At 44.8% G+C, this 16,113-nt stretch carries 14 protein-coding genes; 4 read left to right on the top strand and 10 right to left on the bottom strand.

The features are described from left to right. Positions 1 to 219: 219 nt before the first annotated feature. The gene (locus tag A8708_RS02330; RefSeq protein ID WP_068661904.1) at positions 220 to 924 is read right to left on the bottom strand and encodes an SGNH/GDSL hydrolase family protein; all 705 of its coding nucleotides are present in this window, start codon (positions 922 to 924) and stop codon (positions 220 to 222) included. 3 nt (positions 925 to 927) lie between these two features. Then, a complete protein-coding gene (locus A8708_RS02325) occupies positions 928 to 3,180 on the bottom strand; it encodes a GH92 family glycosyl hydrolase (protein ID WP_239696497.1) in 2,253 nt (750 codons plus the stop codon). Between the two features lie 125 nt (positions 3,181 to 3,305). Between A8708_RS02325 and A8708_RS02320 the strand changes: the two genes are divergently transcribed. Continuing rightward, on the top strand, positions 3,306 to 4,175 hold the full coding sequence (locus A8708_RS02320; RefSeq protein ID WP_068661903.1) for an AraC family transcriptional regulator: 870 nt from the start codon (positions 3,306 to 3,308) through the stop codon (positions 4,173 to 4,175). Positions 4,176 to 4,257: 82 nt separating this feature from the next. On the opposite strand, the gene A8708_RS02315 is transcribed toward A8708_RS02320, so the two are convergent. Continuing rightward, positions 4,258 to 5,046: an SDR family oxidoreductase gene (locus A8708_RS02315; protein WP_068661935.1), complete on the bottom strand. Its 789-nt coding sequence runs from the start codon at positions 5,044 to 5,046 to the stop codon at positions 4,258 to 4,260. A gap of 222 nt (positions 5,047 to 5,268) precedes the next feature. Here A8708_RS02315 and A8708_RS02310 point away from each other — a divergent pair, with 222 nt between their 5' ends. Continuing rightward, positions 5,269 to 5,889, top strand: coding sequence for an RCC1 domain-containing protein (locus A8708_RS02310; protein ID WP_068661902.1), 621 nt, complete (start codon positions 5,269 to 5,271; stop codon positions 5,887 to 5,889). Further along, a complete protein-coding gene (locus A8708_RS37030; RefSeq protein WP_082927222.1) occupies positions 5,828 to 6,121 on the top strand; it encodes a hypothetical protein in 294 nt (97 codons plus the stop codon). Before A8708_RS02310 ends, A8708_RS37030 begins: the two co-directional genes overlap by 62 nt. Before the next feature lie 88 nt (positions 6,122 to 6,209). On the opposite strand, the gene A8708_RS02305 is transcribed toward A8708_RS37030, so the two are convergent. Next, the gene (locus tag A8708_RS02305; RefSeq protein WP_068661901.1) at positions 6,210 to 6,959 is read right to left on the bottom strand and encodes a LamG domain-containing protein; all 750 of its coding nucleotides are present in this window, start codon (positions 6,957 to 6,959) and stop codon (positions 6,210 to 6,212) included. Between the two features lie 195 nt (positions 6,960 to 7,154). Next, positions 7,155 to 7,928 (bottom strand): phytanoyl-CoA dioxygenase family protein, encoded by a 774-nt coding sequence (locus A8708_RS02300; RefSeq protein WP_068661900.1) that lies wholly within the window; start codon positions 7,926 to 7,928, stop codon positions 7,155 to 7,157. A gap of 151 nt (positions 7,929 to 8,079) precedes the next feature. On the opposite strand from A8708_RS02300, the gene A8708_RS02295 reads away from it, so the two are divergent. Next, complete coding sequence (locus tag A8708_RS02295) at positions 8,080 to 8,862, top strand: helix-turn-helix domain-containing protein (RefSeq protein ID WP_068661899.1); 783 nt, start codon at positions 8,080 to 8,082, stop codon at positions 8,860 to 8,862. 333 nt (positions 8,863 to 9,195) lie between these two features. Here A8708_RS02295 and A8708_RS02290 read toward each other — a convergent pair whose 3' ends face one another. The 5 genes from A8708_RS02290 to A8708_RS36325 form a co-directional block, all read right to left on the bottom strand. After that, positions 9,196 to 10,068, bottom strand: coding sequence for a carbohydrate ABC transporter permease (locus A8708_RS02290; protein ID WP_338044170.1), 873 nt, complete (start codon positions 10,066 to 10,068; stop codon positions 9,196 to 9,198). Positions 10,069 to 10,076: 8 nt separating this feature from the next. Then, positions 10,077 to 10,985, bottom strand: coding sequence for an ABC transporter permease (locus A8708_RS02285; protein ID WP_239696493.1), 909 nt, complete (start codon positions 10,983 to 10,985; stop codon positions 10,077 to 10,079). A gap of 72 nt (positions 10,986 to 11,057) precedes the next feature. Further along, the gene (locus A8708_RS02280; RefSeq protein WP_068661898.1) at positions 11,058 to 12,587 is read right to left on the bottom strand and encodes an extracellular solute-binding protein; all 1,530 of its coding nucleotides are present in this window, start codon (positions 12,585 to 12,587) and stop codon (positions 11,058 to 11,060) included. A 196-nt stretch (positions 12,588 to 12,783) separates the two neighbouring features. Further along, positions 12,784 to 14,874: a glycosyl hydrolase gene (locus A8708_RS02275; protein WP_239696498.1), complete on the bottom strand. Its 2,091-nt coding sequence runs from the start codon at positions 14,872 to 14,874 to the stop codon at positions 12,784 to 12,786. Continuing rightward, positions 14,757 to 15,917 (bottom strand): hypothetical protein, encoded by a 1,161-nt coding sequence (locus tag A8708_RS36325; RefSeq protein WP_082927220.1) that lies wholly within the window; start codon positions 15,915 to 15,917, stop codon positions 14,757 to 14,759. Before A8708_RS36325 ends, A8708_RS02275 begins: the two co-directional genes overlap by 118 nt. Positions 15,918 to 16,113: the final 196 nt, after the last annotated feature.

Raw genomic sequence — 16,113 nt, 5'->3', positions numbered from 1 at the left:
ATAGGCTCCTCAATGGATATGATCACTTATAAAGATCATGAACTTTCATTAATTGAAAATGAGAAAGAGGCTGTTTCAAGAGTCTATGTAGACTTATTGAAACGCCTCTTGTTCCATTTGGGACCCATAAATAATTAATCGACTTCCCGCGATTTTACTAGATTCTCTCCATGCGATTCGGCAGCGTGACAGCCACCACAGTTTATGCATCTTGCATACTTAGATTTCTATTCCTTTGCGTGCTAATTCTTCACGCAAAGCATCTGCCATGATGTCATAGCCAAGCACATGTGGATGAAGCCCATCATCTGCTAGCCCATCACGCAACGCATTGCCTTCTGACGCAATCATCCGCGTATGGTAATCGACATAAATAGCCTCTTGTTTGGTGGCAACCTGCTGTAGTTGCTCGTTTACTTGGCAAATACTCGAGTTGCGTATTGTATTGTTTCCCGAATGCGGCATATTCGTTGGGAGAATGGAGCAGATCACAGGTATAATTCCGTTAGCTTTCGCTTTTAGAACCATTTCCTGAATGTCCTCAACAAGCGCAGGTATGATTTGTTCCGCTGTTTTCCTATGCTCGCTGATTGCGCCATCCAATGCCCAGAAATTGTTCACGCCAATTTTAATAACCACAACCTTCGGTTTCAATTGAATGACATCACCCTCAAACCGTCGTAACACATGGCTGCTAATATCCCCACCGATCCCTCGGTTTACGATAAAACGACCACCGCGACCAAAATAGGCATTTAGCTCCCACATATGCGTGATCGAATCACCTATAAATACAAAATCAACCGGAACTTTGTGCGCAAGTAATACTTCGTTTCCTAAATCAAACTCACCTCTGCGGCTATCCGCTGCTGAAAATTCAGCAAAAAATCCTGGTTTCACGATGGACTCACGTTGTGTTGTCATGTTTCATTTCCCTTCTGATTGAATTCGGAGTGACATCGAGTATGGCAAATACTGATCCTCAACCCTAGCATTTGTCGGGGTATCTGACATTTCAAATTGTATCAATGCCCCTTCGATCAGTTGATCATGCGAAAAAAATAAGGACTGATACTTTTCATTGTTGACATGTACACGTTCTACATATCGGTGACTTTGCGCGATGTGGTCGGCCTCAATCACGATCTGCTTGCCGTTCTCCAAATGAACTGTCATCCGCTGAAACATCGGACTTCCGATCACGTATTCCGGCACACCAGGACTTAACGGAAACATACCCATACTAGCGAAAATGTACCAAGCGCATAAACTGCCGTTGTCTTCATCACCAGGCAAGCCATCGGGTGCAGCGCTGAACAGCTCTTCTGCCGTCTTTCTAACCCAGAATTGCGTTCCAGCCGGAGAACCAACCGCCGCAAATAGATACGGGATATGAAAGCTCGGTTGATTGCTAATTGCAAATTGTCCGAAATCAATGGAAGCCATTTCCGACATCTCATGAATTTCCAAGCCATAACTGCCTACTTTAAACAAAGGTTGCGTTGTCATTAACGCCTCCATTCGAGCCAAGAAAACATCCATTCCTCCCATCAACTCTGCTACGCCAACGATATCATGTTGAACAGCCCAACTGCACTGCCAAGCGCCGCCTTCACAATAGGCACCTCCCCACTCGATCGGATCGAAGGGTTCTTCCCACCTGCCATCTGCCCTCTTCCCTCTCATAAAACCTACGGAAGGGTCTAATAACTTGGCATAATTCTTCGCTCTCTCCATGAGCAGCGTGTAATCCTCGTTCTTGCCGAGACCTTTCGCAAGCTGGGCAATGCAGAAATCACCATATACATAATCCAATGTATTACTGACACTTTCGTGAAATTGATCGGCAGGTAAGTACCCGTACTGTTGGTAGGCACTCACGCCTTTCCTGCCAAAATGCGGGTCGTCCGCAGCTTGGCAGGCATGCTTCAGCAAGCCTTCATACGCCGCTTGAGCGTCATACCCTTCAACGCCTTTTACAAAAGCATCTGCAAAGACCGCATCAATCAACGTTCCCGGCATTGCACTGCGTTCACCAGGTGAAGACCACTTCGGCATCCAGCCGCCTTCCTTATAGGCGTTAACATAAGATGCTAGGATCTCACCTAACCGAGATGGACAAAGCAGACTGAACAACGGATATGAGGTACGATATGTATCCCAAAATCCATTGTCGCAGTACATCGGACCGGGAACAATTTGACCATTATAGGGACTGTAATGCACCATTTCATCTGAATTTCTCCACTCATACCACATCCTAGGAAACAAGCAGACTCGGTACAAGCAGGTATAAAATGTACTTAATTTGTCCTCATCGGGATCTTCCACCTGTATGCGATTCAGCATATCTTCCCAGGCTTGCGCTGCTTCCGCCCGCACCAAGTCGAAAGATTTGGAACCAATTTCCTGTGAAAGGTTGCTTATCGCTTGCTCTATACTTATAAAGGAAGTCCCGATTTGGAGGTTAACTTCCCCCGATTGCGGTAAGCGCAGACCAACATGTGCACCTAGACGGTTTCCAATGCCGTGTAATTGAGTGGATACGTTACCTAGTTCATCGAAGGTCCCACTCGCCTGTACGTCTAATTCACAATCAAAATCAATCACCACATACATGGCGAAATTCTCGGGAACACCACCTGAATTCGCTCGGGTATACCCCGTTAATCTTCTACGTTCAGGATCTATCGTGATGGATGATTCGCCATCAAATGGCATCACCATAACTCTTGCCCCTTGTTGATCATCAAATGTCATACGCATACTTGCACATCGTTCTGTTGGGCTCAGTTCTAATAACGTGTTATAGCGCTGCAGCTTTACTCGGAAATAATCGGGTTTAATCGACATCTCCTCGCTACGGAATGAGGAAGAGCGTTTAGCAGCGGATATGACAAGCGGTCCCGTTTGCGGCATAATGGTAAGGTGTCCGTAATCTTCAATCCAAGGGCTTGGTTGATGAGTGAGACGTATCCCTTCAAAATGACGATGGGATGGATGGAAGAACCAGCCTTTTCCCGCTTCATCGGTTTGCGGGCTCCACGCCGCCATGCCGAATGGTCGTGCAACGAGAGGAAGCGTATTCCCATTGGAGAATCGAAATGTAGAAGCTGTCCCCTGCAAAGGATTCACATATTGCAAAACATTCATATTCGTTACAACCTTCCCTTCAGACATTCTTTTTCTTACATTGTAAGCAGTATGTCTTATTACTTCTTATCAAAATTATGCAAAGTATCTCATTTTTTAAGATTTTAGTTTATGATAGCAGTGACTGATTCTCTTCTAAGGCGCGTGATTCCATGATTCCATTCAACCTACCTGGGGACCAAGAGCTGCATGATGCATTCCCGTATACGTTCAAAATTCACAAATTAACTGCCGACGTTCCTCCGCATACACACAATTTCCTTGAATATACCTACGCTTTCTACGGTAGCGGCACTGAAATCATTAACGGCATGGAGCGTCCTATTGGGCCTGGCACATTCACCCTCTTGCTTCCGCATCAAGTCCATCAAATTAAAATCGACCGCGGTCAAGAGCTGCATTTATATATTGGAGCCATCGGCTTGCAAGCCATTTATGGTTCCGATAGCGGTGCTGCTTCCTTTGGCGATATTCTGCTTCGTGCAGGAACAGAAGGAGATCCTTCTTACCAATTGGAACCTGAACTCTGCCAACAGTTGCTCCCGATATTTGAGAAGATGCATCAGGAAATTCTTATAAATAGACCCTTGAGTCAGCTTATGTTTATGACCAAATTAACCGAGGCCTTGATCTTGTTGGAACGCGGCTGTTTCACCATAAAAGATATGGACACCTATAGACCCCCTAATAAAAAGGGGAAAATGTGGGAAATCATTCTCTATGTGTATCAACATTTTCGCGATGATATTAAACTCGAATCGTTGGCTGAGCGCTTCTATTTAAGCGTCCCCCATATCAGTTCTTCATTCAAATCAATCATCGGTGATAATTTTCATAATTTCCTAGAGAAAATACGAATATCGCACGCATGCAGTTTGCTTATATCCAGCAATGTACCCGTAACCTCCGTTTGCTTCGAGGTGGGATTTACCTCCTATGCCACATTCTCCCGCGTGTTTAGAGAGCGGCTTAGCATGACTCCATCAGATTATCGGAAACTCAATCATGGTGCGAAGTTATGAAATAAGAAATAGAGGCTGTTTCAAAAGTCTACATCGACTTTTGAAACAGCCTCTATTGGCTTACTTATTACATGATTTGATATCATCTTAACAGAGATTCAGCACCATCAATGAACAATTCCGTGCCTGTAATATGATGAGAAGCTTCTGAGGCAAGGAAAGCTACCAGATTGGCAACTTGTTCAGGCTCTCCAGGCGCATGTTCCAAAGGTTGATTCCCCTCCGGGTATTTGATCGGAATATTAATATTCTCAAGCTCTGGCGTCGGCTGCGTGTTTTCACTAATATGCGTCTTTATAGAGCCTGGGCAAATAGTATTGACGCGTATTTTGTACTGCGCCAATTCTAACGCGGCCATTTTGGCAAAAGCTACTTGACCTGCCTTAGATGAACTATAGGCCGTCATGCCGAACCCTGAAAAAGTGCGACTTCCATTAATGGAACTCGTGATAACAATGCTGCCGCCATTTTCTTTCATATGAGGGATCGCATGTTTGACGCATAGGAACGTCCCTTTTAGATTGACGGCCAGCGTACGATCCCAGTCCTCTGATTTCATGTCTTCAATTGGCGCCAACACCCCATTAATGCCAGCATTGGCAAAGACAAAGTCGATTCGCCCCCACGTATGTGCCGTATGGTCGAAGGCTTGTTGAACTTGTTTCGGATCCGAGATGTCGATATCGACCGTTATAGCCTGACCGCCAGCCGCTTCAATCTCGTGTTTCGTCTGTTCTAACCGATCGCCCTTCAGATCCACAAGGCATACCTTCACGCCTTGCTGCGCTAACAGCATGGCGGCAGCCCGTCCAATACCGGAACCTGCTCCGGTAATCACGGCAACCTTGTCCTTTAAATCGGGTAAAACCATCATAGATTTCTTCGCAGTTTGCACGGTTATCATTCACTCCCAACCTGTATGGTAGACTGTATGTATTTCCTCTTGGTTTAACTTCCTACTAAAATTACTATACCCATGCTCCGCATGATCCAAACTTATTTGACCGTTACATCGAAACTTTTCCTATATTTTACAGTATACATATTCAACTTGAATTATTATCCATATATACCAAAGAAAAGAGGTTGAATCATGAAATCGCACTTCCATACTTTGCATCTCAAGAAGTTTTTGTTCGTTGTTACGGCCGTAGGACTCTTGCATACCACTCCTATCGTATCTTCCGCAGAAGCTGCTGCTGAATCTTCTTCAATCTCACCGAAACCGGTCAAATTGTCTGCTGGTTTGGATACGTACAGCTTGCTTGACAATGAAGGCCATATTTGGATCATGGGAAAACGTGTACCTACGAAGGTAAAGGGTTTAGAAAGAATAACTGATTTTGCTTTCAATGGGCGGGGGATAGCTGCTCGAGAAGATGGGACCGTGTGGGAATGGTCCTATCAGTATGACTCACCTGAGGATACAACTTGGTACTTTCCCGTTTCCCCGCCAGTTCAAATTCCACAACTAAAAAATATTGTCAAAGTAGCTGAAAATGCACAACAATTAAACGCAGCATTGGATAAAGAGGGGACTGTTTGGGTGTGGAACTCTAAACAGAGCCTAGAGAAAAGTGAATCGAAAGCTCCTGTGCCCATTCCTGGACTGAAAAAAGTTAAGGATATTACTATTTTTAAAAATCAAGTGATTGCTTTACAAGAAGACGGAACCGTGTTTAGTTCCTCAGGAGTGGGGATATCTAACGATTAATGGAATCGATGATTATAAACGTCTTACCACACCTGTACAAGTTAAGGACTTGCATCACATTATTGCGATTAGCTCAGGTTTAGGCTTTAATACAGCTACTCGGCAAGACGGAACACTATGGGCATGGGGAGCAAATAACTTCGGACAGGTAAGCGACAACATGAATGTCCCTCAATATAGCCCGGTCAACGTTGCATTTCCTAAACCAGCTTGGATGTTAAACCTTCCATAAAACTGACTTCGAAATAATAATGAATGAAAGCCGGCCCCCTCTTGGGAACCGGCTTTCATTCATTATTTACGCGAACCTGTTTCAATATTTACTTACCCGTTAACGCAAGAATTTCCTCATTTGTCAACGCCTTATTCAGTACTGCCAACCCACCAATGAGTCCCGCATAGAAATTGCCCATCTCGCCAGAGCGATGCACCGCACCTACGGTAAAATCCGCTCCCATGACTCCGCCATCATATAGGCCTTTCTCGTATAGATAAGGATTGTAGGTTTCCCTCTCATCCAACACACCGTCGATATACACTTTGGCATAGGTACCGTCGTATGTAAAAGCAAGTGCGTACCATTGTTCTTTCACTAATGGTGTTGAACCAATCGCAGTTGTCATACACCAAGGATGCCCTGGCGTCGGTCCGCCTTCCGCGGAGACATGACCGCCGACTTGATCCCCGCTATCCCAAATCCTCAAATTCAGAAACATCGCATATTGACGCTTCTTCTCTGTTTCGTTCCACATGCCAGCAATGGCTTCGCATTGCCCATTTGGTCTATCTTCACGTTTTAACCACGCTAGAATTGTCACTTGTGCCTCCGGGCCATGGAAATCGAGTGCTAGACAATTCTCACGTGGCAAGTTAAACCATTGACCAAATGTTAATTTAGCTGCATAGGCGCCAAATACACCATCATCCACTCGGCTTATCGGTCCAGCCTGTTCTTCTAATGTATAGCGATAAGGTCCCATGGCAACCCGGGATTGTCCAGCTTCTTCTTGGAAGTCCCAGAAGGACACAAGTGAGTCGTGAGCTAGTATTGCTTCCTTGTTACTTGACATATGCGGTTCAACCTCCTATTGCGATTTGCATATTGGCATCTTTCATATCTCATTAAGAATAGCCCTATTCAGGAGTGAAAGCGATTAACGATTCTATGTGTTTTTGGACGATTCTACGATTAATATGCATGACATGCATGGCTTAGCTGCAATGGAAAGAGATCTACCTTTAGTAGGCAGATCTCCTCATGTATTTTACAAGAAATAATAGCTAGAAGTGTCTTTCCCCATTAAACTGTAACGTTGGTAATGCTGATAATGAGCTTTATATAAGTCACCGTTTTTACTTGGGGAGTATGTCAAATATAACTGTTTACGGCTTACTTGTGATGTGTTAGCTCCACTTTGGTGAGGTGTGAAGGAATGAAATATAATAACATCCCCTGGGTTTGTTTCTACAATTTCACCCTTCTTAGGATCGATTTCAGCAATCTCTTCCGCATTCATGTTTCTTAATTCACCAGGTGTTGAACGCAAATGTCCATGGTATCCAGGGAATAACTCCAAGCCACCATTTGCAGTTGTCGCACCATCAATCGCAACCATCACCGAGATCAATCCTTCAATTGGGAACCCTTGCCACCACGCAGCATCTTGATGCATCGAGTAACCATTAGACCCAGGGAGCTTGTAGATTAATTTATCTTTGAAAAGTAACGGCTCATCCAAATAAATGTCACGCAATGGGGCCAGAAGTCGCTCGTCTTTCACTAAATCGGCAAACACTGCTGAAATATCATGCACAGGGTCTAGGCGCTCAATGGCAATTGACCCGTCAACGTAACTTTTATGACCAGCACGGACATTGAGTTTATCTGTGTAATCACCTAAAGTTAGCAATTGATCGCACTCTGTTTGAATGACTTTCGCTTCCGACTCTGTAAATACGTTTCGTAAAACCAAGTATCCCTGCTCGTTATACGTCTTCAATTGCTCGTGTGTCAAGATATTCAAGGATTTCTTTTTCATGCAAACCCCAACCTCTCATTTGTTTTTTTGCCGACATTCCGTAATGGTCGGCTTGTTTATATCCTTATATTACAGCGAATACTTCCCTTATTCCATGCACGAAGTTATACTTATACATATACTTTTTTGCATGGAAAGGTGGATTGGACATTTGATTCCCAACATCCAATTAACCCGTTATTATTATGGGGAACAACGTGAGCAGTTTTCATTAGCCGAAGATATGTATCAAGGTTGGGTCATGCTGGCAGCCCAAGATGGCAGCTTTTCCTTCACCATCGATGGCGGAGACGATACCAAAGAGCAGCTGACTCAATTTGGCGAATTGATCTTTTGTCCACCGAGTCACACATTGAAACGCCATGTACAGCAGACGCTGTCCTTTCATTTCTGTGAATTCACCTGTTCAGGTGATTGGACACTCCCCCAAGTTGTACGATTGAAAGATGTCAGTCGACTTCGATCCACGTTTCAATATCTGCGTGAGTGGCAAGAAACAGAGGATCTTCACCAACAGTACAGGGGAGATGCGCAGCACCTGATTGAGGATCTTATTTTCCAATCCCATCGTGAACAATACAAAGCCCAGCATAATAATGCTGGAACCGTTGACCCTTTAATGAACAAGGCAGCTGCCTATATTGAGTCACGGACATGTGAACACGAACTGTCCTTACAAGAGCTTGCCGCAACACTCGGCATTAGCAGCTCTCAGCTTACACGGCGTTTCCAATCGGCCTATGGCTTATCCCCTGTGCGCTTTGCAACCAAAGTGCGACTAGCCCGTGCTCGCATATTACTCGTTGAAACCCAAGACACGCTCGAAAACATTGCTGAACAATGTGGGTTTCAAAACGCTTTTTATTTCAGTCGCGTATTTTCAAATCAGATGGGCATTAGTCCCTCTGGGTATCGCAAGAATTACCGCGTATAACATCCAAAAAGCAGCAGTCTTGGAAGGCTTGACACCGTCCTAGACTGCCGCTTTTAAATTGCGTCTTATTGGGGGATTAACTGGATTTTCTACATCTATTTCCGAATAAATCTAGCGTTTAGGGAGTTTAACTGGATTTCCTACATCTAATTCTACTCAACAGGTTCCGTTTGACTGAATTGGCCTGAAATAACGGGAGGAAATCCAGTTATTGTGCAAATCGTGATGATTTCTCTTGAATTAGCTGTAGAAAATCCAGTTATTTGCTTAGCCCGACCCGTGAGCTAGGCGCAGATGAGTGTGCCACACAATAAATTGTACCCGCGCCTCTCCTTAGCCTTTGACCGAACCCAACGTCGCGCCTTGAACAAAATGCTTCTGAATAAAAGGATAGATCAACAATATTGGCAATGTACCAACAAGAATAACTGCATATTTCAGAGACTCCAAGACGATTGGTTTATCTCCCATAGCTGTGGTTACCGTTGTATCCGAGACCTGACCGATCAGAACAATATTCCGAATGGTAACTTGGAGCGGGTACAAGCTCGCATCTCTTATATAGATAAGTGCAGAGAAAAAGTTACTCCAAACTTGCACCGCATAAAATAAGCCAATCGTCATCATGACAGGTTTGGACAGCGGAAGTACGATCCTCCACAGGTTGCCCAAGTCAGATAGTCCATCTATTTTGCCAGATTCCTCTAGTTCACTTGGAATACCTTGAAAAAACGTGCGCATGATGATCAGGAAATAGGATGATACAAGGGATGGCAAGATAATGGCCCATCTCGTATCTAATAAGCCATAGCTGCGTACAACGAGATAATTGGGAATTAAGCCGCCACTGAACAGCATGGTGAATACGATGAGCAACATAAGCGTTCTGCCAAAGACGAGAACTTTCCTCGATAAGGCATAGGCTCCCAATGTGGTAAATATAAGCGAAAGGGTGGTTCCCACCGTTACATAAATCAGTGTATTTTTGTACCCGAGCAGTATACGATTATCCTTTAGAACGGACTTGTAAGCATCCAAATGAATCCCTTTGGGCCAAAAACTGATCCGATTAGAAGTTACATATTCTGCTGAACTTATGGAAACTGCTGCCATATGGATGAAGGGAAATAACATACAGCAAGCGAAGATTCCCAACAGCAGGACGTTTGCAATATCAAACAGACTTATCCGTTTTCTCAACCTCATCTTCTCCCTTACCATAGGCTGGTTTCCCCATATTTACGACTGAGCTTATTACTCAAATAAACTAGGAGGAATCCAATAACTCCCATAAATAAATCAATAGCCGTACCATAACTGAATCCGCCTTGCAAGATACCCACGCGGTATACGTAAGTGGCTATAACGTCCGCCGTATCATAGGTAGCAGCATTGGACAAAAGAAACACTTTCTCAAAACCGATTTCCAGTACATAGCCTATCTGCACAATGAACATGATAACGACTGTCGTGGCCATCCCGGGCAGCGTTACATGCCAGATTTGTCTAAACCTGCCCGCTCCATCCATCTTAGCCGCCTCATAAAGCTGAGGATCAATGGTCGTGATGGCAGCTAGGAAAATAATCGAGTTCCAACCCGTGTGTTGCCAAATTTCCGAGCCGACATAAATCGTTCGAAACCATTCGGATTTCTGCAAGAAATTAATCGCTGGGAATCCCATCTTTTGGAGCAACTCGTTAACCAAGCCATTGCTTGGGGACAAAAACATAACAATAATACTTGAAACGACCACAAGGGATAAAAAATAGGGCAAATAACTGACCGTTTGTATGACTCTTTTGTATATCTTATTCCTTAGCTCATTGATTAATATAGCTAGAATGATTGGTGCCGGGAAACCAAATAGGAGCTTATATCCCCCGAGAAGTATCGTGTTTTTGATAATAACAGGGGCATCTGGATTGGCAAAGAATAACTTATAATATTTAAGGCCAACCCATTCACTCCCTGCTAACCCCTTGAACAGATTGTAATCCACGAATGAGATGACAATCCCAAACATTGGCACATATCTGAACATGATATAGTACACCAACACGGGAGCAAGCATGAGTAAAAAGATGTGATCTCGCTTCATTTGCTTGAGAATGGATAGCTTCAATGGCGAGTCTCCTTTCTAAAGAAATAGGGCCGAAACGATCCTACTCATGTTCGGCCCTGTTCATTTCATCAACTATTTCGAGTTCTTTTTCAGACGATCGAGGCCAATTTGGTAAGTATCTATAACCTTTTGCGAACCAATCCTTTGCATTTCAGCAAGGAAGGCATCCCACTGCGTCATTGGGGTTTCACCCATAATAAATTTAGCTAAAGAGCTCTCATAATATTTGAGGAGTTGATCCTCTATCGTCGAAATCGCGCTCTTCTCTTCCCCACTGAGTGGAGGTAAACTGTTAATCACAGGATAATCATATTTGGCTGCTTCCGTATGAGAATATTGTTCATTGGCATTACTGAGCGACTTAGAAGCTTCGAAATCAACATAACCATAAGTTCCTGTTGTCATGATACCCAGTTCTTTACGCAGATCATTAGGCTCTTTAAACTTTGGAAGGAACTTTCTTTTGCCATCAACAACCGTATAGGTTTCCCCTTCTTTACCCCAACTAAGAATATCGATACCTTCCTTGGAATAAATAAAATCGAGATAACGCAGCGCAGCTTCCAGATTTTTGGTTTTGGAGGAAATGGCGAGACCATATATCTCATAGTCGCCTTTCGGGCTATAGGCCTTAGTTCCATAACCTAAAGGAGGAGGCATGAATTTCAAATGAGCGCCATTCTGAAGCTGCGTGTTCATGATTTCGATTTGACCGATGAATTGAATGCTTATAAACGATTTGTTGTTTAGAATGAATTGCGTCCACGCCTTATAATCCATTGATAGCCAGTCTGGTGGAATCAAAGCATCTTTATAAAATTTATTCAACATCTCGACCATCTTCTTGGCACCTGGATCCGTAACCCCAAGCTTGATCTTGCCAGTCGTTGGGTCTTCGAAGAAGAATGGATAAATACCGAACTGCGGAGCAAAGGAATTCAACGTACCGATCCCATGACGGAATACAAATGGATAGCTATCTGGGTATAGTTGCTTCAGCTTCTTCGCGGTCTCATACATCTCTTCCCAAGTTTTGGGCTCACTCAGCGAGTGTTTCGCGAAGATATCATCTCGGTATAGGAAGGTCATTCTGTTACCGGCACCAGCGCCATCATTCAGGACATGGTACATTTCGCCCCCTGGGGATGTCATTCTACGAGCGACATCAGGCCTGGATATCAGGAAGGCTTTCAGATTAGGCATTTTGTCGAGGTGTTTCGAGAGATCCAGAAAAGCACCCTGCGGACCATACTTCTGAGCTTCTACAGGAAACACAGACATGATATCTGGCATGTCGCCGGAAGCGACAGCAAGAGCCAAGGACTCAGGACCGGTATGCAGCTCCTGATTAATCGTAATGTTGGTTTTTTCCTTTATCCACTTCCATACTGCCCAGTCCTTCTTAGCCGGCCATGCCGTTGAAGCATCCGTTAGTAAGCGTAAAGTTGCCGCTTCAGGCGCTTTAGTCGTTGTACCGGTTGGCGTGCTTGTAGTAGGAGAACTCGTTGAAACGTCCGTACCTCCATTCCCGGTACAACCTGCAAGAAGCGCTGCTGCCAGTGTGAACACCACGGCTCCTTTGGTAACCTTCTTCTTTAACATAAGTTGAATACACCGTCCCTCTTTTATTTAATTCGTATCACTTATCATCAGGACAATTTCATAAACTGTTTCACATCTGGCCCCTTTGATAACGCTATCATATGGCACGCATTCAACGTCCGTAAATCAACACAACTGCTGAAATATCAACTACTTTTAGATTTTCTAATAATAATACCACCTTTCGTAAAAACGCTTATGTTTGATCTGTCGCCATTTGATATATATGAATTTGTCCCAATAAGCCATAAGGATGCAGGATATAATCCTGCGTATACTCTTTACCTGATGAATGATATGACCACCAGTCCGTCCAAGCCTGGTTCGTACGGAGCTCATGAAGCGGCCCCAGCAAATTACGAGGACTACCCACCACTTCGATATCAATTCGGTTCATTCCTGTAATCAAGTCATCGGTAAGATCCACTGTTCCAGCAGCCCGCCAAGGAATCACCTTCCCCTGCTTCCCGTTTACCTTAAGGTTTAATGTGACTGCTTCATATGGGCCCATTTCCAGTAACGTTCTCTTGCTGCCAGTTTCGTCGATATTAAGATCAAAATGATAAACCATGCTTCCGCAATAATGTGGATAACCCTGCAGGCACCAATCCCCGAATCGAAGCTTATCCTGTTCTTTGATCAGACATTGGTTGTAATCAATTGCAAAATCGCCGAGAAGAAAAACATTCTCTATTTCCATATCATGCGTATACGCACAATGGATCTCCAATACATTTTCCCCTTCAATCAGATTTGGCAACTTAAGGGTCGACATACACCTGTCCAAGTACCAGCCGCTTGGCACCTCTGCAACAAGTTGACCATTTAATCTGAATTGGAAGCGTTCCGCCTGCTCGCAAGCCAAGAATGTATTTGTTGTTGGAACATCCTTCACATTGAAAACCCAGCGAAAAGCAGCAGGCGTGCCATCATTTTCGTGCGGCTCATGAATCCACAGATATCTTTGATAATTGCTATTCATATAAACTTGTCTCATGTTCAGTTTCTCACGAAGTTCCCGTTGCGCTTGCCACACATCCATGACATGTGACCACGTTTCGTCTCGAAGCTGGTATTGACAACGATCCAGAACCAAGGCGTTATGCGCCGTCCGCGAAAATGAAGCCATCGGTCCCAGCGCCGTCAGAGGCTTTAGCTCACCTTGAGGCTGCTGACTCCCTAGTGGAAGCTCATCATTGTGAGAAATGACGAACAACTTCGAATCCGTTGGCCCAAATTTTTCTTGCATTACGACGTAGCCGTTCTGTGCCTTCGCCGGTTTCTCTCCCCTTTGACCAGATAGCAGATCCCACTCTTCAACCCGTCCATTCCCTTGGATGCGAACCTCCACGACATGTGCAGCTTCCCTGTCATTGTTGACGACAAATACAATCGTACAATCCTTAAGTTCACGGCGCATGTACAGAAGTCGGTCTGCTTCACGTCCATTGCGGTCCAATAGACTAACCGTTCGCGGGACGACGGCTTCTAATTCTACGGCTAGGTGATGCCTGGACGGAAGCTGCTTAAACCGCGGGTGCCCAGTCAAGAGTTGCAGTTCCTCCGACACTACTCCGTCCAACATAGCTGGTACGTCTCCAAATGAAAAAAGAAGTCCCCCGGCATTCAAGTAGTTGAGAAGCAGCTTATATGTGGTTCTCAGTAAATTGGATAGTGATGGAAGTACCACAACCCGATAGGCGGCTTCCCCAACCCAAAGTTGGTCTCCCTCAACACTTCCAATCTCTTCAAGGATCAGTTCATCCCCTAGATCAAAGTCATAGTGCTCACCAAGAAGCTGACGAATAAAATCGTTAAATGCCAGGCTATAATGGCTGAGTTCTTCTGAATTGCCACCTTGATTACGCCACTGCGCCGCTTGTACATCCTTACCGAGCTTAGCCCATACGGATGCGGCAGGATGAATGACTAACACATCTCGAACGACATGTCCTTCGCTCAGCACTGAGCCTAGTCTGGCAAAATAATCCTCCATCACATGATTATGTTCCCACCAGTTCACGTTGTAATTAAAGGAAGGCGGGTAATCCCTTTTGCGGCATCCACGCAGCGTGTAAAGCGCCAAATGGTGGGTTAACACGTTAACACCTAGTACGAATTGCCAATCCCCGATCCATTTGCGGCCTTCAAACGAGAAAGCCCACCCCGTTACTCCGTAAGTTTCCGTAATGACCTTCTTCTTGCCATACTGATGAGCAACACTGGACACCTCCTTGATCGACAGGCTTTCATTGGTCTGTTCACACAATGTATCGATACCGGGAATATCCATATAACGGTAATGAGGCTAACAGCACCTCCATACCGAGCTGCTTCTACCACATCTTCTTCACAGCAGTAATGGCCAGTAAATGAAATCCCATTCGCCCTGCACCAGTCCCCAATTTGCTTTGTGTAGGCCTCGCAGAACATGTCGGTGACCGTCTTCCAGTAATCGAAACGTATCTTGGAGGAGGGCTCGCCTCGGTAAAAAAAGTAGGGAAGAGTGTCCCAAATCTCATACCCATTTTTAGCGGCAAAAGTTTGAGGCATGTACTCCGACCACGAGATCCAAGTCCATTCCGGCTCATTTAACTGTTCCCTGAAACCGAGTATAAAAGGCTCATCTGTAAAAATACCGGGTATTGTCCCCCCAAATTCATCACCGACAGCCTCTTTGTAACGTTCATACGTCGTTTCGATAAAGATGCGCGCCGATTCCGGGTTCATAGTGTCCGTATACGTATCACCGTGGCACCAATCGTTGGGAGAAGCAATAAGTCGTCTCATAACTAAGTAAACTTCTGCTCCGTCAAGTGTGCTGCCAGCCGTATGGACCTCCGATAGCCTCAGGCAGCTGGCCAGCTCATTTCCATTTATGATGGCTCGATACACAGCTTGAATGGATTCATCCATCACGTAACTTCGGCATATGGTAAGCGACAATGCCTTGGCGCGTACAGCATCACCACCAATACGAGGCACCATACCCCCGCCCATGCCAGACGAATATCGGTCTTCATCATATAACCATGCCGACACCCCTTCGGCTTTCGCCTTAGCGACGGTTTCCTTGATACGATCCATAAACTCATCACCCATGTAAGGAGTTTCAAGACCTTCCCGCACATGCATCATGAATCCGCCCATTCCTTGTTCCTTGAAACCTTCGACTTGGGTATCTAATTCGGATTGCTCCAACTTGCCATTCCACGACCAGAACGGGATAGCGCGATGCTCTATAGGTGGATTTGTAAATTTGTCGATGAGATCAGCATGACTTAATGTCCCCATTGCTATTGATTCTTCCGATTTTCCTAATTTCGCCATATTTGTTTCAACCTCCAATACACCCATCATAGAAGTTGTGAGATAGAGGGTAAATCGTCTGAATCCATCCTGCTAAAAGATATTTAAGATTTCTCATAAAAATCCCAGTATCCGCAAATAGAGTAGGCCCATGCATAGTTGCATGGGCCTCTCACAGAACCGAACGTGCGGGTCATCGCATTCGGCTCCTCCAGCG

It is taken from the genome of Paenibacillus oryzisoli, from assembly GCF_001653565.1.
GTDB lineage: Bacteria > Bacillota > Bacilli > Paenibacillales > NBRC-103111 > Paenibacillus_E > Paenibacillus_E oryzisoli.
Note: the sequence above shows the minus strand (reverse complement) of the source record. Positions and strands in the feature narration are given on the sequence as shown.